19 protein-coding genes are annotated in these 21421 nt (G+C 66.3%); 15 read left to right on the top strand and 4 right to left on the bottom strand.

All coding sequences use genetic code 11. The features are described 5' to 3' along the window. Positions 1–3: 3 nt before the first annotated feature. From WN73_RS31340 to WN73_RS31325, 4 genes are read right to left on the bottom strand one after another with little or no spacing between them, the layout of a single operon-like run. Positions 4–1101: a Gfo/Idh/MocA family protein gene (locus WN73_RS31340; protein WP_271556108.1), complete on the bottom strand. Its 1098-nt coding sequence runs from the start codon at positions 1099–1101 to the stop codon at positions 4–6. Between the two features lie 22 nt (positions 1102–1123). Then, the gene (locus tag WN73_RS31335; RefSeq protein WP_161535571.1) at positions 1124–1972 is read right to left on the bottom strand and encodes a carbohydrate ABC transporter permease; all 849 of its coding nucleotides are present in this window, start codon (positions 1970–1972) and stop codon (positions 1124–1126) included. Further along, positions 1969–2877, bottom strand: a complete 909-nt coding sequence (locus WN73_RS31330; RefSeq protein ID WP_442870131.1) for a carbohydrate ABC transporter permease — start codon at positions 2875–2877, stop codon at positions 1969–1971. Before WN73_RS31330 ends, WN73_RS31335 begins: the two co-directional genes overlap by 4 nt. A 32-nt stretch (positions 2878–2909) precedes the next feature. Then, positions 2910–4169: an extracellular solute-binding protein gene (locus tag WN73_RS31325; protein ID WP_271556106.1), complete on the bottom strand. Its 1260-nt coding sequence runs from the start codon at positions 4167–4169 to the stop codon at positions 2910–2912. Positions 4170–4337: 168 nt separating this feature from the next. On the opposite strand from WN73_RS31325, the gene WN73_RS31320 reads away from it, so the two are divergent. From WN73_RS31320 to WN73_RS31250, 15 genes are all read left to right on the top strand, one after another. Beyond that, positions 4338–5096, top strand: coding sequence for an SDR family NAD(P)-dependent oxidoreductase (locus tag WN73_RS31320; RefSeq protein ID WP_271556105.1), 759 nt, complete (start codon positions 4338–4340; stop codon positions 5094–5096). A gap of 236 nt (positions 5097–5332) precedes the next feature. Next, a complete protein-coding gene (locus tag WN73_RS31315) occupies positions 5333–6583 on the top strand; it encodes an ABC transporter substrate-binding protein (RefSeq protein WP_011086171.1) in 1251 nt (416 codons plus the stop codon). Positions 6584–6706: 123 nt separating this feature from the next. Beyond that, on the top strand, positions 6707–7534 hold the full coding sequence (locus WN73_RS31310; protein ID WP_011086170.1) for a helix-turn-helix domain-containing protein: 828 nt from the start codon (positions 6707–6709) through the stop codon (positions 7532–7534). A gap of 190 nt (positions 7535–7724) precedes the next feature. Beyond that, positions 7725–8735, top strand: a complete 1011-nt coding sequence (locus WN73_RS31305) for a branched-chain amino acid ABC transporter permease (RefSeq protein ID WP_011086169.1) — start codon at positions 7725–7727, stop codon at positions 8733–8735. A gap of 1 nt (position 8736) precedes the next feature. After that, positions 8737–9819 (top strand): branched-chain amino acid ABC transporter permease, encoded by a 1083-nt coding sequence (locus WN73_RS31300; protein WP_271556104.1) that lies wholly within the window; start codon positions 8737–8739, stop codon positions 9817–9819. Then, the gene (locus tag WN73_RS31295; RefSeq protein WP_011086167.1) at positions 9812–10594 is read left to right on the top strand and encodes an ABC transporter ATP-binding protein; all 783 of its coding nucleotides are present in this window, start codon (positions 9812–9814) and stop codon (positions 10592–10594) included. The genes WN73_RS31300 and WN73_RS31295 overlap by 8 nt, the downstream gene beginning before the upstream one ends. Then, positions 10587–12803, top strand: a complete 2217-nt coding sequence (locus WN73_RS31290; RefSeq protein ID WP_271556102.1) for an ABC transporter permease — start codon at positions 10587–10589, stop codon at positions 12801–12803. The genes WN73_RS31295 and WN73_RS31290 overlap by 8 nt, the downstream gene beginning before the upstream one ends. A gap of 3 nt (positions 12804–12806) precedes the next feature. After that, on the top strand, positions 12807–13640 hold the full coding sequence (locus WN73_RS31285; RefSeq protein WP_161535579.1) for a phosphoenolpyruvate hydrolase family protein: 834 nt from the start codon (positions 12807–12809) through the stop codon (positions 13638–13640). Positions 13641–13667: 27 nt separating this feature from the next. After that, positions 13668–16568 (top strand): flotillin family protein, encoded by a 2901-nt coding sequence (locus WN73_RS31280; RefSeq protein WP_271556099.1) that lies wholly within the window; start codon positions 13668–13670, stop codon positions 16566–16568. A gap of 11 nt (positions 16569–16579) precedes the next feature. Continuing rightward, the gene (locus WN73_RS31275; protein WP_011086163.1) at positions 16580–17017 is read left to right on the top strand and encodes an SRPBCC family protein; all 438 of its coding nucleotides are present in this window, start codon (positions 16580–16582) and stop codon (positions 17015–17017) included. A gap of 5 nt (positions 17018–17022) precedes the next feature. Next, a complete protein-coding gene (locus tag WN73_RS31270; RefSeq protein ID WP_271556097.1) occupies positions 17023–17478 on the top strand; it encodes an SRPBCC family protein in 456 nt (151 codons plus the stop codon). Then, the gene (locus WN73_RS31265) at positions 17469–18287 is read left to right on the top strand and encodes an FAD binding domain-containing protein (protein ID WP_271556095.1); all 819 of its coding nucleotides are present in this window, start codon (positions 17469–17471) and stop codon (positions 18285–18287) included. The genes WN73_RS31270 and WN73_RS31265 overlap by 10 nt, the downstream gene beginning before the upstream one ends. 28 nt (positions 18288–18315) lie before the next feature. Then, entirely contained in the window at positions 18316–18792 is a 477-nt protein-coding gene (locus tag WN73_RS31260) for a (2Fe-2S)-binding protein (RefSeq protein WP_027548905.1), read from the top strand. 11 nt (positions 18793–18803) lie between these two features. Continuing rightward, positions 18804–20390, top strand: coding sequence for a xanthine dehydrogenase family protein molybdopterin-binding subunit (locus WN73_RS31255; protein WP_060911357.1), 1587 nt, complete (start codon positions 18804–18806; stop codon positions 20388–20390). After that, a complete protein-coding gene (locus WN73_RS31250) occupies positions 20391–21413 on the top strand; it encodes a xanthine dehydrogenase family protein molybdopterin-binding subunit (protein ID WP_011086158.1) in 1023 nt (340 codons plus the stop codon). The last annotated feature ends 8 nt before the right edge of the window (positions 21414–21421 follow it).

The following is a 21421-nucleotide window of genomic DNA, read 5'->3' as shown; positions in this document are numbered from 1 at the left end:
TCCTCAGTCGATCTGTCCGGTTTCGCGTCCGGCCGGCAGCATCGCCGGCCGCTCGACGCGGCTCTCGATCTTGACGCGCCGCCCGTCGTCGGCGGAGGTCTGGAACGCCTCCATCACCTCCAGCACGTGGAAGGCGAGCGCGCCACTGGCGCGATGCGGCCGGTTGTTCAGGATCGCGGCGGCCATGTCGGCGACGCCCATCGAGCGGAACTCACCGTCGACATGGCCGTGCGTCGGCGGCACCGTCTCCCATTCACCGCCGGTCCTCGCGACCTGCACCTCGCCGCCGAAGCGGTTCGGGTCCGGCACCAGCATGCTGCCCTTGTCGCCATAGATCTCGATCGGCGCGTGCCGGTGCTTCGGGACATCAAAGCTCATCGCGATCGAGACGACCGCCCCGCTCTCGAATTCGAGCGTGCCCGCCACATGGGTCGAGACCTCGACCGGAATCAGCGTGCCGTTCATCGGCTGGCTGGTCACCACGCGCTCGGATTTCGGACGCGCGGTCGAGCCCATCACGCTCGCGACCGGGCCGAGCAGCTGGACGAGATCGGTGATGTAGTATGGCCCCATGTCCAGCATCGGCCCGCCGCCGCGCAGGTAATAGAAGCCTGGCGCCGGATGCCAGCGCTCGTGGCCGGGACAGCCGAAGAAGGCGCTGCCCGCAACCGGCGTGCCGATCGCGCCGTCGTCGATCAGCTTGCGCGCGGTCTGGTGTCCGCCGCCGAGAAACGTGTCCGGCGCGCAGCCGACGCGAAGGTTCTTCTGCGCAGCAAGATCGATCACCTTGCGCGCCTCCGCGACGTTGATGCCGAGCGGCTTCTCGGAATGGACATGCTTGCCGGCATTGAGCACGGCGAGGCTGACGTCGGTGTGGGCGAGCGGCACCGTGAGATTGATGACGACCTCGACGTCGTCGCGCCTCAGCAACTGATCGACCCGCATCCCCGGCAGGCCGAAAGCCGCGCCCTGGCGCTCCGCGGCATCGCTGCGCATGTCGGCGAGCGCCTTGACCTCCATGACCGGGAAGCGCTGGGCCGCCTTCAGATAGGCGGTGCTGATATTGCCGCAGCCGATGATTCCGACGCCTATTCTTCTCATTGTGATCTCCGTGAGATTCCGTTCATCCCTTGACCGCGCCCGCGGTGAGGCCGGCGACGATGTGCTTCTGCGCCAGAAGGAAGAGAATGACCGTCGGCAGGATGGTCAGCGTGATGAAGGCAAGGATCAGGTGCCACTCGGACGAATACTCGCCTTGATAAACCATGATACCGAGCGGCCAGGGATAGAGCGCATCGGTGTTGAGCATCACCAGCGGCAGCAGATAGGCGTTCCAGCTGTTGACGAAGGTGATGGTTCCGACGGTGGCAAGAATCGGCCGTGACAGCGGCAGCGTCACGTAGCGAAAGAACTTGATGTAGCTGCAGCCGTCCACCAGCGCGGCTTCGAGCAATTCATAGGGAATGTCCTTGAAGAAGCGCCGCAGCAGCAGCACGCTCATGGCCAGGCTGAATGCGACCTGCGGCAGCGCGACGCCGAAATACGTATCGAGCAGCCCGAGATCGCGCACCTTGATGAACAGCGGCAACACCGCCGTCGCGGCGGGAAACAGCAGGCCCAGCGTCAGGTAGCTCAGCAGCATCGATGAGCCGTAGAACCTGACATGAGCGAAGGTGAACGCGGCCATCGAGGCCACGATCAGGGTCAGCGTCACCGCGAGCGTCGAGATGACCAGGGAGTTGCGGAGCAGCTGCCAGTAGCGCGCCGAGAACAGGATGTCGGCATAGTTCTGCCATTCCCAGTGCCTGGGCAGGCCGAACGGATTGACGCGCAGCTCGCCGAGCGACTTGAAGCCGCCGAGCAGGGTCGCAAGCAGCGGCACCAGCACGAAGACGGCGATCACGGCGAGGAACAGCGCCTTGAACAGGATTGCGGGATCGAACGGGGTACGGGCGGGCTCGGCGTCATTCATCGCGCATGAAACCATCGCTTGTAGGTGAAGGCAAAGGTCACGCAGATCACGAACAGGATGACGCCGATGGCGCTGCCGTAGCCGACGCGCATACGGGAGATTCCGTTGTTGTAGAGGAAGCTCACCATCGTGTTGGAGGAATCCGCAGGTCCCCCGCGCGTCAGCGGCATCACCAGGTCGAACAGCTGGAGCGAGCCGATGATGGCGAAGAACACCGAGAGGCGGATGGTCGGATAGAGCAACGGGATGACGACGTGGCGGAGCGTCTGCGACCGCGTCGCGCCATCGATGGTGGCCGCCTCGACCAGGCTCTTGTCGAGGCCCTGAAGCGCGGCGATGAACAGCATCATGTGGAAGCCGAAATACTTCCATACGATGACGATCAGCACCGCCAGCATCGCCGTGTCGGTCGAGGCCAGCAGATGCGGCGGCTCGGCGCCGAAAGTACGCCAGATCGAAGCGACCAGGCCATAATCGCCATCATAGACGAATGAGAAGATCAGCCCGGTTGCGATCTCGGCCAGGATATAGGGCATGAAGAACAGCATGCGCAGCGCCACTGCCCCGCGGAAACGTTCGGCGAGCATCAAGGCCAGCGTGAGCGCCAGCGGCAGCTGGACCAGCAGCGAGACCGCGATAATCAGGCCGTTGTTGCGCAGCGCGAGCCAGAAGGCGCGCGTCTCCAGCACGAAGCGGTAATTGTCGAAGCCGATCCAGTTGGTCGGCCGGCCAAAGCCGTTCCAGTTGAAGGCCGAGTACCAGGCCGCCTCGCCGATCGGCACCACCACGAACAGCGTGAACAACAGCAGCGCCGGCGGCAGGAACAGGATCAGCACCGTGAAGCGGCCGTCCCAGCCGGGGCCGCGCACCGCCGTCGGCGAGACCGATGTCTGCGCAACGCTCATCGCCGGCGCGCTCGCGATCGGTCGCGCCACCGTCAGTTACCCTGCTTCCAGGCCGCCTCGATCGCTTTCGCGGCGTCCTGCGGGCTCATGCTGCCGCCGGCGATTTCGGCAGTAACGTCATTGACGACGCGACCGACCGAGGGACCGAGGCTCTGGTCGTAGAAGTTCTGGTGATAGTTCGACTTCGCCAGATTGGCCGCGATCAGCTTCATGAAGGAATTGTTGAGGCCGGCATCCGCGCCCTGCACCACCGGGATGATGAAATTGCCCGCCGCAAGCCGCGTCTGTACGTCCCTGGAGACGAAGTATTTCAGGAAGTCGACCGCCTCCTTCGGCGAGCCCTTGGTGATCAGCCAGCCGGTGATGCCGCCGAGCGTGTCGGTCGGCGCGCCCTTGCCGCCCGAGACGACCGGGAAGTCGAACCAGCAGATCTTGTCCTCGGAGAGGCCCACCTTGTCGGCGGCGAGCGCGCGCTGCAGATGATAGACGGTGCTGATGGCGAGCGTCATTGCCGCCTTGCCGTCGCCGAAATAACCGACCGCCTGCGGATTCTTGAAGCCCAGGAAACCGTTCTGGAACGGCTGAAGATCGACGAGCTGCTTGAACAGCTCGCCGGACTTCTGGAAGGTTTCGCCGGCGAAGCCGCCGTTCTCGCCGCGCAGCGCCGCGTCGAAGGCCGGCTTGCCGCCAATGCGCACGGCAAGATGCGTCCAATAGAAGTGCAACGGCCATTTGTCGGCGCCGCCGACCACGATCGGCGTCACGCCTGCGGCCTTCAACGTCTTGACGGCGGCAAGCAGATCATCCCAGCTCTTGATCCCCGCGGGATCGACCTTCGCCTTGGCCATCAGTTCCCTGTTGCAGAGGAAGCCGACCTGCGACAGCGCGGTCGGAAGTCCATAGACGCGGCCATTGCTGGTGAAGGCAGCGAGCGCTGCCGGCGTCAGGCTGTCGCTGTAACCCTTCACGGAATCGGTGATGTCGTCGAGGACGCCGGCTTCGATCTGCGCCTTCAGGACGCCACCGGCCCAGCTGTAGATGATATTGGGCCGATCCTTGGATTGCAGGATGGTCGGCAGCTTGGCCTTGTAGGCCTCGTTCTCGAGGAACTGCATCTCGACCTTGACGCCCGGATGCGACGCCTCATAGGCGCGCGCGACCTCCTCCCAGATCTTCACCTGGGCCGGATTGGCCTCGATGTGGAGCCATTTGACCGTCGTGTCGGCTGCGGCAGAGTTGGCCCAAAGCAGGCATGCGGCAGCGGCGAGTCCCAGCTTCCCGAGCAGTCTCATCACATCCCTCCCGATCGGCTCTTATTCTTTGGCTGCAATCCTGCCTTCGATTTTTGAGGTGCGCAACTAAAATTCTGATCTATGGACCTCACGGCGGAAGCGGCTAAGGTTGGCGGGACAACCGGGCGGCGCCTTGCACCGCCCGCAACACAAGAAAAAGAGGTGCCCATGGCCGCCGTTTATTCCGACCTTGCCGACAAGGTCGTTCTCGTCACCGGTGGCGCATCGGGGATTGGCGCTGCGATCGTGCGGCGCTTCGCGCAGCAGAAATCCAATGTCGTGTTCTTCGACATCAAGGCCGACGAGGGCCAACGCCTGGCACGCGAGCTGTCCGATCAGGGTTTGGCTGCGGATTTCCAGCGCGTCGACCTGACCGATATCGCCGCGTTGCGCGCCGGCGTCGCGGCGGCGCGCAAAGCGCACGGCGCGATCAACATCCTCGTCAACAATGCCGCACATGACGAACGGCACAACACCGAGGAGATGACGCCGGAATATTGGGACGACCGCATCGCGGTGAACCTGAAGCACCAGTTCTTTGCGGCGCAAGCCGTGCTGCCGGACATGAAGGCGGCGAAGGCCGGCGCCATCATCAATTTCGGCTCGGTGTCGTGGATGGCCGGACAAGGCGGCATGGCGGCGTACACGGCCAGCAAGTCCGGCGTCGTCGGCCTCACGCGCTCCCTCGCGCGCGACTACGGTCCCTACAATATTCGGGTGAATGCGATCGCGCCGGGCTGGATCATGACCGAGCGCCAGCTCGAGAAATGGATGACGCCGGCGGGCGAGATCGAACTGCAGCAGCGACAGTGCCTGAAGCGCCGGCTGGTGCCGGACGAGGTCGCGAAATTCACCGTCTTCCTCGCCTCCGACGAGGCCTCCGCCTGCACCGCTCAGCACTACGTCGTGGATGGCGGCTGGGTGTGAGATGCCTTGAGGACGGCGGGCGCATCAGGGCGCGGCACGGCCGCCGATTGCACTGCAAAATCACTTGCGCCGCAACATTCAAAAATGAGACTGCCCGTCAAACCGGACGCGGCGCCCACGCAGGCACCGCATTCGACTTCAGCTAGCTTCCCTCCAAAGCCGCGGGCCGTTCGAGAGCCACGGGCGTCGCGCCCGGTTCGGCGCGGCAACAAAGCGACGACACAGGGAGGAGCACAATGTCGAAATGCGGTGTGGGACTGCTTGCGCTGAGCAGCCTGTTTCTTTCGAGCGCGGCGATCGCCCAGGAAAAGATCAAGGTGGGCGTGACCGCAACCCTCGAAGGCACCTACACGGTGCTGGGCGAGGACGGCATGCGCGGCCACCAGACGGCACTCAACGTGCTGGGCAAGAAAATCGGCGACAAGGAGCTTGAGTTCATCGTCGCATCGACCGACGCGACGCCGGATTCGGCAGTGCGCGCCGTCCGCAAGCTAATCGAGCAGGACAAGGTGCAGATCCTGCTGTCGCCGCTCTCCGGCGACGAGGGTATCGCGGTGAAGAACTTTGCAAAGACCCATCCCGAGCTGACCTTCATCAATGCGGCATCCGGCGCCCAGGAAACGACCTATGTCGATCCCGCCCCGAACTTCTTCCGCTACAACATGGACGGCGCGCAGTGGCAGGTCGGCCTCGGCAAATACGCCTATGACGACAAGAAGTATCGCAAGATCGCGACCGTCGGCGAAGACTACTCCTTCATCTACACCCAGGTGTTCGGCCTCGTGCTCGAGTTCTGCGGCGCCGGAGGCCAGGTCACCAACCGGCAATGGGTTCCGCTCGGCACCAAGGACTTTGCCTCCGTCATCGCCGCGCTGCCCGACGACGTCGATGCCATCTATCTCGGGCTTGGCGGGGCGGACGCCGTCAACTTCCTCAATCAGTATCAGCAGGCCGGCGGCAAGGCGCATCTGATGGGAGGCTCCATCATGATCGACCAGACCATCCTGTCGTCAAAGGGGAATGCCAAGAACGCGCTGATCGGCACCATCGCAGCGAGCGGCCAGGCCGATACCTGGGAGGATCCGGGCTGGCAGAAGTTCGTGAAGGCCTATCAGGACGCCTTCCCGCCCAACAAGCGTTTTCCAAGCCCGTCACTGCTCGCGACCAATTACTATGGCTCGACAATGGCCCTGATCCTGGCGCTGCGCGAGGTCAATGGCGATCTCAGCGACAACCAATCGAAGTTCAGGACTGCGCTCGCGAAGATCGAGCTCGACGCGCCGAACGGCAAGATCAAGCTCGACTCCAATCGTCAGGCGATCGGCACCAACTTCGTCACCGAAGTCGTCGATGATGGCAAGGGCGCGCTGTTCAGCAAGGTCGTGAAGGTGATCCCGAACGTGAACCAGACGCTCGGCTACGACCCGGCCGTGTTCTCGAAGATCGGGCTGCCGAGCCGCACCGTGCCGGAATGTAAGAAATACTGACGCATCACATCGGCAGCAGACGAGCGGGGAGCGACTTGCTGACGCGGGCGCTCTCCGCTCTTGCAATCTCGGCGGCGTTGTTGAACGCTGGCTGAAAAGACAAGAACATTCGGGAGGGAAGGCATGAGCCGTGCGCTCGCCGTCTTCCACGGCCGGTTCGGTCGGGCGACGGTTTATCAGTTGAACCGCCCTTTCAATATCCACGCGCATCGTGAAGGTCATCTGATCTTCCATGTCGGCGGCATGCCCGCATGCATCGATGTCTCCGCCGGCCACTACGATCTCAACGAAACCTCGGTCGTTGCCGTCAATCCCTGGGAGCCGCACAATTTTCTGCCGACCGACCTCGACGGCGGCGCGATCTTCTTCGTGCTCTATGTCAATCCCGAATGGTTTGCGCCCGATGCATCGGGCACCGACCGGCTGCGCTTCGGTCGCACGCAGTTCAAGCGCACTGTCGCGCTCGACAAGCACATCCGGCGGACCGCCGCCTTGGTGTGCGGCGCACCATCGCTCTCCAGCCTCGATTCCGAGCTCCGGCGGCTGATCGACATTTGCTACGATGAAAGCTGGCAACAGGCGGAGACCGTACGCGATGCGCGGGCGAGCGGCGCCGTAACCGACTTCCGCGTGCGCAAATGCATCAAGCTGATGTCCGAGAGTCCGGGGGCGGAGATGGAGCTCGACACCATCGCGCGCGAGTCCGGCCTGTCGCGACCGCATTTCTACCGGCTGTTCCGCGTCCAGACCGGCGTCACGCCGAACCTCTATCTCAACACGCTGATCATGGAACAGGCGCTCGAAGCGCTGGTCGCCAGCGAGGCACCGATCGCCGATATCGGCTTCGATCTCGGCTTCTCCTCGCAGAGCGGCTTCACCCGCTTCTTCGCCGCCAATGTGGGGATGGCTCCGACCGACTATCGTCGCGCCGCCAAGGTCTTGCGCGCCTGACCGCCGCGCGAAAAGATACTCACGATCAAATGTCGCACTTAAAGCCCGGCTAGGATGAGCGCAACGCGACCCCCAGATGGTCGCGACGACGGGAGCGCACGTTCATGGCGAGGCGAGCAGCCGCTGCAAGGCTGTCTGACCTGCATTCGGTGGAGCTTCGGCGCGCCGCCTGGACAAGCGGGCGGCGCAAATGAGCCGTTTCATCGAACGCCATCCCGCCTGGGCGCTGATCTCGATCATCGCGATCGCCATCGCGCTCTGGCTGATCTTCGCGGTCTGGCCGCCGGGCCTCGAAGAGGCAATCGGGCGCAAGCGCGTCTTCCTCAACGCCGTCTTCAACGGCATCACGCTCGGCGGGCTCTACTTCCTCGTCGCAAGCGGCTTCACGCTGATCTTCGGCCTGATGCGCAACGTCAACCTGGCGCACGGCTCTCTCTATCTGTTCGGCGGCTATGTCGGCTACGCCATCAGCACAGCCACCGGCTCCTGGCTCCTCAGCTTCATCGTTGCCTTCGTCCTGACCGCGCTGGTCGGCGTGCTGCTTCAGGTGATCGTGTTCCGGCGCATGGAAGGCCAGGACCTCAGGCAGACCATGGTGACGATCGGGCTCTCGATCGTGTTTGCCGACCTGATGCTCTGGGCCTGCGGCGGCGACTTCTACCAGATCCAGACCCCGAGCTGGCTGATCGGGCCCGTGGATCTGCCGCTGATCACGGCGGTGAAATCCTCGGGCGAGCCGGTCTATCTCCGATATCCGGTGGTGCGGCTGGTGATCTTCGCGGCGTCCGTCGTGATCGGCGTCGGCATGTGGCTCGCGCTCAACCGCACCCGGATCGGCATGATCATCCGCGCCGGCGTCGACGATCGCGACATGCTGGCCGCCACCGGCGTGCGCATCCAGCTCGTCTTCGTGCTGGTGTTCGCGTTCGGCGCAGGGCTTGCCGGCATCGCCGGGGTCGTCGGCGGCACCTTCCAGTCGCTGTCCCCCGGCGAGGACATCCGTTTCCTGCTGGCCTCGCTGGTGGTGGTGATCGTCGGCGGCATGGGATCGATCCCCGGTGCGGCGCTCGGCGCGCTCATCATCGGCCTCGCCGAGCAGCTCGGCTCGGTCTACATCCCGACCTACGCCATCGTCGTGACCTTCCTGATCATGGTGCTGGTGCTGGCAATCCGGCCGCAGGGCCTCCTGGCGAGGCGCTGACATGTCCCTCGCCCACGAAACCCGCGTTGCCGTCCGCCCCGCCGCCGTGGCGGAGCGTTCCGCGCGGGCATGGCCGGAGATCGACAATCCCGCCGCCTGGATCGTCGCGGTCCTCCTCCTGATCATGCCGCTGATCGCCAACGGCTTCTTCCTGATCGAGATCTTCGCCACCACGCTGATCCTCGGCACCATGGCGCTGAGCCTGATGTTCCTGGCCGGCTATGGCGGCATGGTCAGCCTGATGCAGCTCACCATCGCCGGCTTTGCGGCCTACATGGTCGCCGTGTTCGGCGTCAGCGCCAACGTCAATATCAGCCTCGGCTGGCCGTGGTGGCTCGCGGTCCCGATGGCGCTCGCGCTCGCGACCGTCTTCGGCACGCTCGGCGGCGCGCTGGCCGTCCGCACCGAGGGCATCTACACCATCATGATCACGCTCGCGATCGGCGCGGCCTTCTACTACTTCACCAACCAGAACTGGGCGATCTTCAACGGCCACACCGGCATCAACACCGTCGCGACGCCGCATTTCTGGGGCGTCAACTGGCGCGCCGACATTCCCTTCTACTACATCGTGCTCGCGGTCGCCGCGCTGTGCTACTTCGCCGTCGACTACATCTCCCGCGCACCGTTCGGCCTGGCGCTGCAAGGCGTGCGCGACAATCCGCGCCGCATGGCCGCGCTCGGCTTCAACGTCAATGCGCACCGCGTCGCGGCGTACGCCTTCGCATCCTTCGTCGCGGCGCTCGCCGGCGTGCTCCAGGTCTGGAACTACCGCCAGATCTCGCCGGGTTCGGTCAGCGTCGGCGCCTGCATCGACGTGCTGATCATCGCCGTGGTCGGCGGCATCACGCGCCCGATCGGTCCCTTCATCGGCGCGCTGATCTTCGTGCTGCTGCGCACCTTCGCGCTCGATGTCCTGATCAAGTTCGGGCTCGACGGCAACCGTTTCCGGCTGCTGATCGGGCTCGGCTTCCTCGCCATCGTATTCTGGTCCTCGGACGGCGTGATCGGCCTGTGGCAGCGCTGGCGCCAGAGCCAGCGCCCCACGACGAGCCGTTCGGGCGGAGCAAGCGGCCATGGATAGCGTCGCCCAACGCCTCTCCGCCGTCGGCGCCGGCGCCGCGCTCGAGCTGCGCGGCGTGACGCGCCTGTTCGGCGCGCTGGCGGCGCTGACCGACGTCACCATTACCGTGCGTCCCGGCGAGCGGCGCGCCGTGCTCGGCTCGAACGGCGCCGGCAAGACCACGCTGTTCAACTGCATCACCGGCGACTTTCCGCCCTCCTCGGGCACCATCCGCTTCTTCGGCGAGGACGTCACCCACTTCCCGCCCTATGAACGCATCCGCCGCGGGCTGCGCCGGACCTACCAGATCTCGGCGCTGTTCCCCGGCCTCACCGTGCAGGACAACGTCTATCTCGCCTGCCGCGGTATCTCGCGCGGACGTTTCTCGTTCCTGCGCCCGGGACAGAACGACGCCCTGATGCACGCAGCCGACAACCTGGTGCAGGCCGTGCACCTGACCGCGGTGAAGGACCAGCGCGTCGCCGAGCTCGCGCATGGCCAGCAGCGCCAGCTCGAGATCGCGCTCGCGCTCGCCGGCGCCCCGCGCTTCGTGCTGTTCGACGAACCGGCCGCGGGCCTGTCCCCGACCGAACGGCAGGAGCTGATCGAGATCCTGACCTCACTGCCCGCCCATATCGGCTACATCATCATCGAGCACGACATGGACGTCGCCTTGCGCGTCGTCGAGAGCGTCACGATGATGCATAACGGCCGCGTCTTCAAGGAAGGCCTACCGCAGGAGATCGAGTCCGATCCCGAGGTGCAGGAGCTTTACCTCGGAGGCGGCCATGAATGAGGTCCGCCGCACAGCCGCCGCGCTCGAGGTCCGCGGCCTCGACGTCTACTACGGTCACTCGCACGCGCTGCAAGGCGTCGACCTCGCGCTGGAGAGCGGCGTGTTCTCCGTCGTCGGCCGCAACGGCATGGGCAAGACCACGCTGTGCAAGGCGATCATGGGACTGGTGCCGGTCAGCGGCGGGTCGATCCGCATCCGCGGCGAGGACATCACGCGGCGCTCGCCGGCCCACATCGCCCGCCTCGGCGTCGGCTATGTGCCGCAGGGCCGCCGCCTCTGGCGCTCGCTCAGCGTCGACGAGCACCTGCGGCTCGCCGCCAGCATGCGATCCGGTGCCTGGACCGTCGAGCGCATCTACGACACCTTCCCGCGCCTCGCCGAGCGCAAGGACCATGGCGGCGGCCAGCTCTCCGGCGGCGAGCAGCAGATGCTCGCGATCTCGCGCGCACTGCTCACCAATCCGCATCTGTTGATCATGGACGAGCCGACCGAGGGGCTTGCGCCCGTCATCGTGGCGCAGGTCGAGGAAATGCTGCTGCGGCTCGGCGAGGACGGCGACATGGCCGTGCTCGTGATCGAGCAGAACATCGGCGTCGCCACCGCGGTCTCGCGCAATGTCGCGATCATGGTCAACGGCCGCATCAACCGCATCATCGATTCGGCACGGCTTGCCGCCGATCGCGAGCTCCAGCAGCGCCTGCTCGGTGTCGGACTGCATGCGACGCTCGAGCCCGATACCGACGCGCCCGCTGCCGGCAGTGAGCCGAAGCCGGCCCCGCAGCCGTCGCGCCCGAGCGGGCCGATCCGGATTTACATCTCCAACCCCATCTTGCCGACGCGCTGGTCCCAGCCGGTCCCGATCGCACGGATCGAAGCCGCCGCACGCACGCTCTCGACGCAGGTTGCGCGTCTCGACGAGACCGCGCGACGCAAGCGCGAGCCGGCGACGGCGCAGACATCCGGACCTCCGGTGGTGCTGGTCGTCGGCACGCTCGACACCAAGGGCGCCGAGCTGCGCTTCATCCGCGACATCATCACGGGAAGCGGCCTGCGCACACGCCTGGTCGACGTCTCCACCAGCGGCAGGCACGCGAGCTGCGATGTCTCCGCGCAGGAGATCGCGCTGAACCACGGACGCGGCGGCTCGGCCGTGTTCGGCCCGGACCGCGGCGCCGCCGTCACCGCGATGGCGGATGCATTCGCCAACTGGCTGCGGCGGCAAGGCAATATCGCCGGCGTGATCACGGCCGGGGGCTCGGGTGCCGCATCGCTCGTTGCGCCGGGCATGCGTACCCTGCCCGTCGGCGTGCCGAAGCTGATCATCTCCTCCGTCGCCTCCGGCGATGTCGGGCCCTATGTCGGGCCCGCCGACATCACCATGATGTATTCGGTCACCGACGTGCAGGGGCTCAACGCGATCTCGCGCGCGGTGCTGTCGAACGGCGCGAATGCCATCGCCGGCACGGTGAAGGCGCGCCTCGATCAGCGCGAACGCAGGGAGCGCGCGACCGCCGCCAGCCTGCCGTCGATCGGCATCACCATGTTCGGCGTGACGACGCCGGCCGTGCAGAGGATCGCCGCCGATCTGCGCGAGGATTTCGAGTGCCTCGTCTTCCACGCCACCGGCGTCGGCGGCCGCTCGATGGAGAAGCTGATCGAGACCGGCCAGCTCGCAGGCGTCATCGACCTGACCACGACCGAAGTCTGCGACCTCCTGATGGGCGGCGTGTTTCCCGCGACCGAGGATCGTTTCGGTGCGATCATCCGCACCCGCGCGCCCTATGTCGGCTCGGTCGGCGCACTCGACATGGTCAATTTCGGCGCGCCCGACACCATCCCGGAGCGTTACCGGGGCCGCAAGTTCCACGTCCACAATCCGCAGGTGACCTTGATGCGGACCACGGCCGAAGAGAACGAGCGCCTCGGCCGCTGGATCGGCGAAAAGCTCAACCACATGGACGGGCCCGTGCGCTTCTTCCTGCCCGAGGGCGGCGTCTCCGCGCTCGATACCCGTGGCCGGCCGTTCTGGGATCCGGATGCCGACGCCGCGCTGTTCCGCACGCTGGAGCGTACGGTGCGGCAGACCGGCAACCGTCAGCTCATTCGCGTCCCCAGGAACATCAACGATCCCGAGTTCGCCTCGACCATCGCAGCTGCGTTCCGAACGCTGTTCGGCCGCACCGGGGCGCGCCGGAGACTAGCGAGGTGATCGATGGCCAGGTTTGAGCGCGCAGCACTCCTGAGGCGATTTCGCGGCATGGCCAAGCGGGGTGAGCCGATCGTCGGCGGCGGCGCCGGCACGGGGCTGTCGGCCAAATGCGAGGAGGCCGGCGGCGTCGATCTCATCGTCATCTACAATTCCGGCCGCTACCGCATGGCCGGCCGCGGCTCGCTCGCGGGGCTCATGCCGTACGGCGATGCCAACGCCATCGTGCTGGAGATGGCCGGCGAGGTGCTGCCCGTCGTCAGCAAGACGCCGGTGCTCGCCGGCGTCAACGGCACCGATCCGTTCCGCGACATGGACGTGTTCCTCGACCAGTTGAAGGCGCTCGGCTTCGCCGGCGTGCAGAACTTTCCGACCGTCGGCCTGATCGACGGCGTGTTCCGCGCCAATCTCGAAGAGACCGGTATGTCCTATGCGCTCGAGATCGACATGATCGCGAAGGCGCGCGAGAAGGACCTGCTGACCACGCCCTACGTCTTCAGCGAGAAGGAAGCCGCCGCGATGGCGATCGCCGGGGCCGACATCATCGTCTGCCATCTCGGGCTCACCACCGGCGGCACGATCGGGGCGCAGACCGCGCCGAAATTGCAGGACTGCCCGGCGCGCATCGACACCTGGGCCTCGGCCGCGCTCAGCGTCAATCCGGAGATTCTGGTGCTCGCGCATGGCGGGCCGATCGCCGATCCCGCCGACGCCGATTTCATCATGAAGAACACCCGCAACTGTCACGGTTTCTACGGCGCGTCCTCGATGGAACGACTGCCCGTGGAGCGCGCCCTGACGGAACAGGTGCGTCAATTCAAGGCGATCGGCGCGCGATAACGCCTTTAAGGTTCGAGGGAGGACAAGATGTCAGGGATATTGGTCGGCGAGTTGATCCTCTGGCTGATCGTCGCGATCATCGTGATCGTCGTGGCCGTCTACATCGTGAACTGGCTCTACCATCGCTCCTCCAAGGAGACGTCGTTCGTCCGGACCGGCTTCCTCGGCGAGCGCGTGGTGATCAACGGCGGCGCCTTTGTGCTGCCGTTCATCCACGACTACACGCCGGTCAACATGAACGTGCTGCCGATGGGCATCGTCCGCTCCCGCCAGGACGCCGTGATCACCCGCGACCGCATGCGCGTGGATATCGAGGCCGACTTCTACGTCCGGGTCCAGGCCACCAAGGAGGCGGTCTCGATCGCGGCTGCCACACTCGGCCGCCGCACCATGGAGCCCGAACGGCTCCACGCGCTTCTGGCCGGCAAGTTCATTTCCGCAATCCGCTCGGTCGCGTCCGAAATGACCCTGGAGGAGATGCACGAGCGGCGCGGCGACTATGTCGTGCGCGTCAAGACCAATGCGGCGGAGGCACTTGCCCAGAACGGGCTCGAGCTCGAGTCCGTCGCGATCACCGATCTCGACCAGACCGATCTCGAATTCTTCAACCCGTCGAACCGGTTCGACGCCGAAGGTCTGACCCGCCTGATGGAGGACATCGAGGCCAAGCGCAAGCTGCGCAACGACATCGAGCAGGACTCGATGATCAAGATCCGCTCCCGCAATCTCGAGGCCGAGCGGCAGGCGCTGGAGATCGAGCGCGAGAGCGAGACGGCGCGGCTGGAGCAGGAGCGCGACATCGAGATGCGCCGCGCGCTCCAGCGCACGGAAGTCGCCCGCGAACGCGCACTGCGCGAGACCGAGGCCGAACAGGCCCAGATCTCCGCCCGCGAGACCATCGAGCGCGCGCGGATCGCCAATGACCAGGCCATTGCCGAGGCCCGCATCGCCTCGGAGCGCGAGACCCGCCAGAAGGAGATCGAGCGAACCCGCACCATCGAGGAAAAGGAGCTGCTGGCGCGCGAGGAGATCGAGAAGACCCGGATCGCCAACCAGCGCTCGATCGACACCACCCGCATTGCCTCGGAGCGCGAGGTGCGCCAGCGCGAGATCGAGCGCATGCGCACCGTCGAGGAGGCCGAGATCGCCGCACGCGAATCGATCGAGAAGGCCCGCATCCAGCAGGACCGCGTCGTCACCGATGCCCGCATCGCCAACGAGGAGGAGACGCGGCGCCGCGAGATCGAGCGCACCCGCGCCGTCGACGAAGCCGAGATCGCCGCACGCGAGGCCACCGAGAAGGCGCGCATCGCCCAGACCATGACGGTCAATGTCGAGCGCATCTCCTCGGACGAGCGGACCCGCGCCCTGGAAATCCAGCAGGTCCGCACCATCCAGGAGGCCGAGATCGAGGCGCAGCGCGCGGTCGAGGCCGCCCGCATCGCCCGCGAACGGACGCTGGCCGCCGAGCGCATCGCCGCCGAGCAGAACACGCGGCAGCTCGAGATCGAGCGCAACCAGACGCTCGATGTCGCGGGAATTGCCGCGCGCGAGGCGACCGAAGCCTCCCGCATCGCCCAGGAGGAGCGGGTGCGCTCGCTGGAAATCGCCCGCAACCGCGCCGTCGAGGAAGCCGACATCGCCTCGCGCGAAGCGATCGAGGCCGCCAGGATCGCGCAGGAGAAGACCGTTGCGGCCGAGCGCATCCAGGCCGAGCGCGAAACCCGCACGCTCGAAATCGAGCGCACCGGCGTTCTGGAGGCGGCCGAGCTGAAGCGGCGCGACGCGATCGAACGCCAGCGCATCGGCGTCGATCTTGCGCTCGAGGCCGAACGAATCAACTCGTCCAAGAAGCGCGAGGTGCTCAATATCGAGCAGAAGAAGGCGATCGAGATCGCGGACGAGGACCGCGTCATCGCGCTCTCCACCAAGCGCTCGGAACGGATCGACGCCGACCGCCAAGTCAAGCAGGCCGAGATCGTCGCGCGCAAGGACGTCGAGACCACCGACGTGTCGCGCGAGCAGGCGCTGGAAGCGGCGCGGATCGAGCGCCGCCGCGCCATCGAGCAGCTCGAGGTCGCCCGCGTCCAGTCGCTGCAGGAAGCCGAGATTGCCGCGCGCGAAGAGGTGGAGCGCGCGCGGATCGCGTCCGACCGCGGCCTCGATGAGGCGCGCATCGGCCGTGAGCGCGAGCTGCGCAAGCTCGAGGTCAACCGCGAAAAGGACGTCGAGACGGTGCTGATGGAGAAGGCCATCGCGATTCATCAGAAGTCGCTGGAAGAGTCCGCAGCGCGTGCTGCTGCGGAGGAAGCCCGCATCCATGCGACGGAAGCCACCGAGCGCGTCATCACCGCGCGCGAGAGCGAGATCGCAAGGCGGCGCAAGACGGTCGAGGTGCTGCTGGCCGAGAAGCAGGCGGAGGAGACCCGGATCGCGGCCGACGCCGAGCGTGTCCGCGCCACCGTCGAGGCCGAAGCGCAGCGGATGCTCAACGAGGCCGAGAACGTCCTCACGGATCAGGCGCGCTACTCGCTGTTCCGACGAAAGCTGCTCGACCGCATCGAAGGCATCGTGCGCGAGAGCGTCAAGCCGATGGAGAAGATCGAGGGCATCCGCATCCTCCAGGTCGACGGGCTCAACGGCAATGGCCATGGCGGCAATGGCGGCCGCAGCGCCACCGACGAGGTGATCGACTCGGCGCTGCGCTACCGCGTCCAGGCGCCGCTGATCGATTCGATCCTCGCCGACATCGGCGTCGAGGGCGGCAGCCTCGCCAAGATGCCGGGCCTGATCCGCGAAGCCCGTGACATGCAGGGCATCAAGGAGTCAGCGCGCAAGGGCGGCGGCGACAAGCCAGCCGCCTCCCCGCCTGCGACTGAGGGCGGCGGTGAACCGCCGGCCGAGCGCGGGCCGCGGAAGAAGAGCTGAGGATCGCGTTCATGGCCCGCGTCTACGTCTCCACCGTCGTCAACGCCCGCAACGACCGCGTCTGGGCGCGGGTGCGCGATTTCAACGGCCTGCCGAATTGGCACCCGGCGATCGCGGAGAGCCGGATCGAGGGCGGCGAGCCCTCGGACAAGATCGGCTGCGTCAGGGATTTTCGCCTGCGCAACGGCGACCGCATCCGCGAGAAGCTGCTCGGCCTCTCCGACTACGACATGTTCTGCACCTATTCGATCCTGGAATCGCCAATGGGCGTGGAGAACTACGTCGCCACCCTGCGGCTCACGCCCGTCACCGACGGCGACCAGACGTTCATGGAATGGACCGCCGAGTTCGACTGCGCGCCGGAGCGCGAGACGGAGCTCGTCAACAATATCGGCGGCGGCGTGTTCCAGGGCGGGTTTGACGCGCTGAAGCGCGTGTTCGGAGGCTGACACCCGTGCCGCATATCGTCAAAAGCACGATTTTGGACGCGCCGACCGATACGGCGTGGTCCGTGCTGCGCGATTTCAACGGGCACGACCGCTGGCACCCGGCGGTTGCGACCTCCACGATCGAGCGTGCGCAGCCCTCCGACAAGATCGGCTGTGTCAGGCGCTTCAAGCTGAAGGACGGCTCCGAGCTGCGGGAGCAGCTTCTGGCGCTGTCCGATCTGGAACAGTCCTTCAGCTACTGCCTGCTCGATACGCCGCTGCCGATGTTCAACTACGTCGCCCATGTCCGGCTACTGCCGGTCACCGACGGCGACCGCACCTTCTGGCACTGGGAGTCGCGCTTCACGACCAGGCCGGAAGACAGGGATCGCATCACCCACATGGTCGCCGAAGACATTTATCAGGCCGGGTTCGAGGCGATCCGCCGGCATCTGAAGGAGGCCGCATCATCATGGCCGTGACAGTGAAGACGTTCACCAGCGCCAGCGAGGCGGCCGGGGCGCTGTCCTCGGACCGCAGCGCGCGCTATCTCGGCGGCGGCACACTGGTGATGCGCGCGCTGAACGAGGGCGATGTGACGATCTCGACCGTCGTTCGCGCCCACGACCAGGCGCTGACCCGCATCGACGCATCCGGCCCGCGCGTGACGCTCGGGGCCGGCGTCACCTTCGCGCGAATCCTCGCCGAACGGGACCTCGCCTTCCTGCATGCCCCTGCCCGCTCGATCGGCGGTCCCGCCGTGCGCAACATGGGCACCGTCGGCGGCAACCTCTTTGCCCCCAATCCCTATGGCGATTTCACCGTCGCGCTGCTGGCGCTTGACGCCACCGTCGCCGTGCAGGGCGGCTTTGGCGCGCGCGACGTCCCGATCGAAGAGTTCTTGCAGGCGCGCGACCGCCAGGCCGGGACGCTGGTGCTGTCGGTGTCCTGCACCCGGCCGGCCAGCAGCGAGGCCTTCCGCTATCGCAAGATCGCGCGCATCAAGCCGAAGGGCGGCTCGGTCATCACCCTTGCCGCGCATTTGCCGGTCAGCGGCGGCCGGATCGCGGGCGCCCGCATCGCGCTGGGCTCGATGGCGCCGACGCAGATCCGCGCCCGCGCCGCCGAGCGAGCGCTCGAGGGCCGCTCGCTCGATGCCGCGACGATCGCGGCCGCCGCATCCGCAGCAACCGAAGGAACATCGCCATCCGACAACGCGCTCGGCAGCGCCTGGTATCGCCGCGAAATCGTCGGCGTCCATCTGCGGCGTCTGCTGTCCGGCCAGGAATAGATCAAGAATAGACAGGGAATAGGTCGTCATGTCCAAGATACCCCTGCAATTTCGTCACAACGGCCGCGACGTCGCGATCTTCGTCGACGGCGGCACCAATCTGCTGGTGGCGCTGCGCGAATTGATCGGCGACATGACACCGAAATTCGGCTGCGGCCAGGGCGGCTGCGGCACCTGCAGCGTGCTCATCGACGGCGAATTGCACCTCTCGTGCCTGACGTTGGCCGAGACCGTCGCGGGCCGCGCGGTCGAGACGCTCGACGGCATGAAGCAGGGCCCGAATTTGCATCCGCTCCAGCGCGCCTTTGCCGACCATTTTGCCGCCCAATGCGGCTATTGCACGCCGGGCATGCTGATGGCGGCAAAGGCCCTGCTCGACCGCAACCCCGCCCCGAGCCGCGCCGAGGTCGTCGAGGCGATCTCCGGCAATATCTGCCGCTGCACCGGCTACGAGCCCATCATCGACGCCATCCTCGCTGCTTCCGGCAGCCGAGCGAGTGCCTGAGGATCCCCATCATGCTGGAACTGCGCAAGGACATCTTCGCCGACGAGCGCGACGATAATTTGAAAGAGATCGGCAAGGGGACGCAGCGCCAGGACATGCTCGGCCACGTCACGGGCACGTCGAGCTATTTCAACGACCACAAACTTCAGGGCATGCTGCACCTGAAGGTCGTCCGCTCGACCGAGGCGCATGCGAGACTGCGCCGTATCGATACCACCGAGGCCGAGCGCTCGGCCGGCGTGCGCCGGATCATCCGCGGCACTGACGTGCCGGTCAATCTCAACACGCTGCTGAGCCTGATCAATTTCGGCAAGGACGACGAGCCTTCGCTGGCGGTCGACAAGGTCCGCTACAAGGGCGAGCCGATCGTCGCCATCGTCGCCGACAGCGAGCGCGAGGCGTTCGAGGCGATTGCCAAGGTCAAGGTCGACTACGAGGTGCTGCCGGCGGTGTTCGACGTCGAGGACGCGCTCAAGCCTGGCGCGCCCGTGGTCAACGAGACCTACCCGAAGAACACATTCACCTATCACGAGGTCTACGATCACCAGCGCTTGCGTTTCGGCGACGCCGATGCGGCGCTCGCCACCGCCGATCACGTGCTGGAGCAGCGCTACCAGATGTCGCCGATCGAGCACGCGCCGACCGAGACCAACGGCGCGATCGCCGCGCCCGACACCAACGGCCGCTACGTCGTCTACACCTCGACGCAGGCGCTGTTCTTCTCGGTCGACACCTGCGCCAAGATCCTGGACGTGCCATCCAACACCTTCCACTTCATCGGCGGCACCGTCGGCGGAGGCTTTGGCGGCAAGGTGGACACGCTGACGGAACCGCTCGCGATCCTGGGAGCGATGCTGACCGGGCGGCCCGTGCGCTACGTGTTCGGCCGCGAGGAGGAGATGCAATACGGCCCGCCGCGCGGCGCCGAGCGCATCTACATCAAGGATGGCGTGATGCGCGACGGCCGCATCGTCGCGCGCAAGATCCGCGCCTATTTCGACAGCGGCGCCTATACGCGGCTGTCCAGCTACGCGGCCGTGAAATGCGCCGCCCACCTGCCCGGCCCCTACACCATCCCGAACGTCTATGGCGACGTCTATTGCGTCTTCACCAACCGGACGCCTGCAACCGCCATGCGCGGCTTCGGCGTCACCGCGATGGATTTTGCCATCGAGTGTCAGATGGACAAGCTGGCAAATCTCGTCGGCATGGACCCGATGGAGTTCCGCATCCTGAACGCCTATCGCGACGGCGACATGAAGGCGCACAGGCGCGAAGCCAAGAACACCGCGCTGATCGAATGTGTTCAGGTTGCGGCCGAGAAGGCCAAATGGCCGATCCGCGACGAGTTCAAGCGCGCGTCCTCGCGCAAGGACGGCGGCGGCAGCCGCGCCGTGATTCCGCCGACACCGACGGATTCGCACCCAAGGCCGGCTGTGGCCGCGCAGCAGCGCACGACCTATGACCGGCTTCCACCGACGGTCACCCGCGAGCCGCCGCGCGAGCCGCCACCACCGGCGCCGCCTCCCCCGCGGCCCGCTGCGCCCTCGCATGGCGCGACCCGTTTCTCCTCCGTCTTCGGCACCAGGAGGCGCTAGATGACCCGGCATCGCGGACGCGGCATGGCGTCGATCAACTATCCCATCGGCATGAATCTCGGCGGCGACCCCAGCCAGGCGCTGGTGCACTCCAATCCGAGCGGCAAGTTCACCGTCGCGCTGTCGTCGATCGACCTCGGCCAGGGCATGAAGTCGGTGACACGGCAGATCTGCGCGGAGACGCTGGGCGTGCCGGTCGAGGACGTCTATGTCGACACGGCCGACTCCGACACCGGCCCGCACTGCATGGGCTCGTTCGCCTCGCGCGGCACCCACCGCGTCGGCAATGCCGTGATGGCCGCCGCCCGCGAGGCGCGCGGCGTGATGATGGAGGCCGCCGCAGAGGAGCTCGAGGTCAACGCCGCCGATCTCGAGACCGACGGGCGCGGCAACATCCACGTCAAGGGCGCGCCGCACCGGTCGATCTCGACCAAGGACGTCGCGATCGCCGCGCAGTTCAAGCAGGGCAAGACCATCTCCGGCCGCGGCATCTTCCTCGTCCCTCTTTCCAACGTCGATCCGGAAACCGGCGAGATGTCGCCGGCAACCTGCTACGCCCATGCCTGCCTGGTCGCCGAGGTCGAGGTGGACGACGAGACCGGCGAGGTCGCGATGGTGCGCATGGACTCCGCCTATGAGCTCGGCCGCGCGCTCAATCCGCGCCTGGTCGAGCAGCAGCTGGTCGGCGGCGCCTGGATGGGCGTCAGCCACGCGCTCTACGAGACGCCTGAGCCCTACTATCCCGATCCCGTTCACGGCCCCCGCGATTTCGTCGAATATCTGATGCCCGGCCCCGGCGATATCTGCCCGCACGACATCGCCGTGCTGGAGCGTCCTGCGCCGGATGGCCCGTTCGGCGCCAAGGGCCCCGGCGAGATGTGCGCCAATCCGGTGCTACCGGCCGTCGCCAATGCGATCTTCAACGCGGTCGGCGTCCGCATCGACGATCTGCCGATCACCCCGGAAAAAGTGCTGCGCGCCATCAAATCCCAGGGCGGCGCGCGACCGCAGGCACGGCGCTAGAGGTCTTG

The sequence above is a fragment of the Bradyrhizobium sp. CCBAU 45394 genome (assembly GCF_028128655.1).
Classification (GTDB): Bacteria; Pseudomonadota; Alphaproteobacteria; order Rhizobiales; family Xanthobacteraceae; genus Bradyrhizobium; species Bradyrhizobium diazoefficiens.
This window is presented reverse-complemented; position numbering and strand designations above follow the sequence as displayed.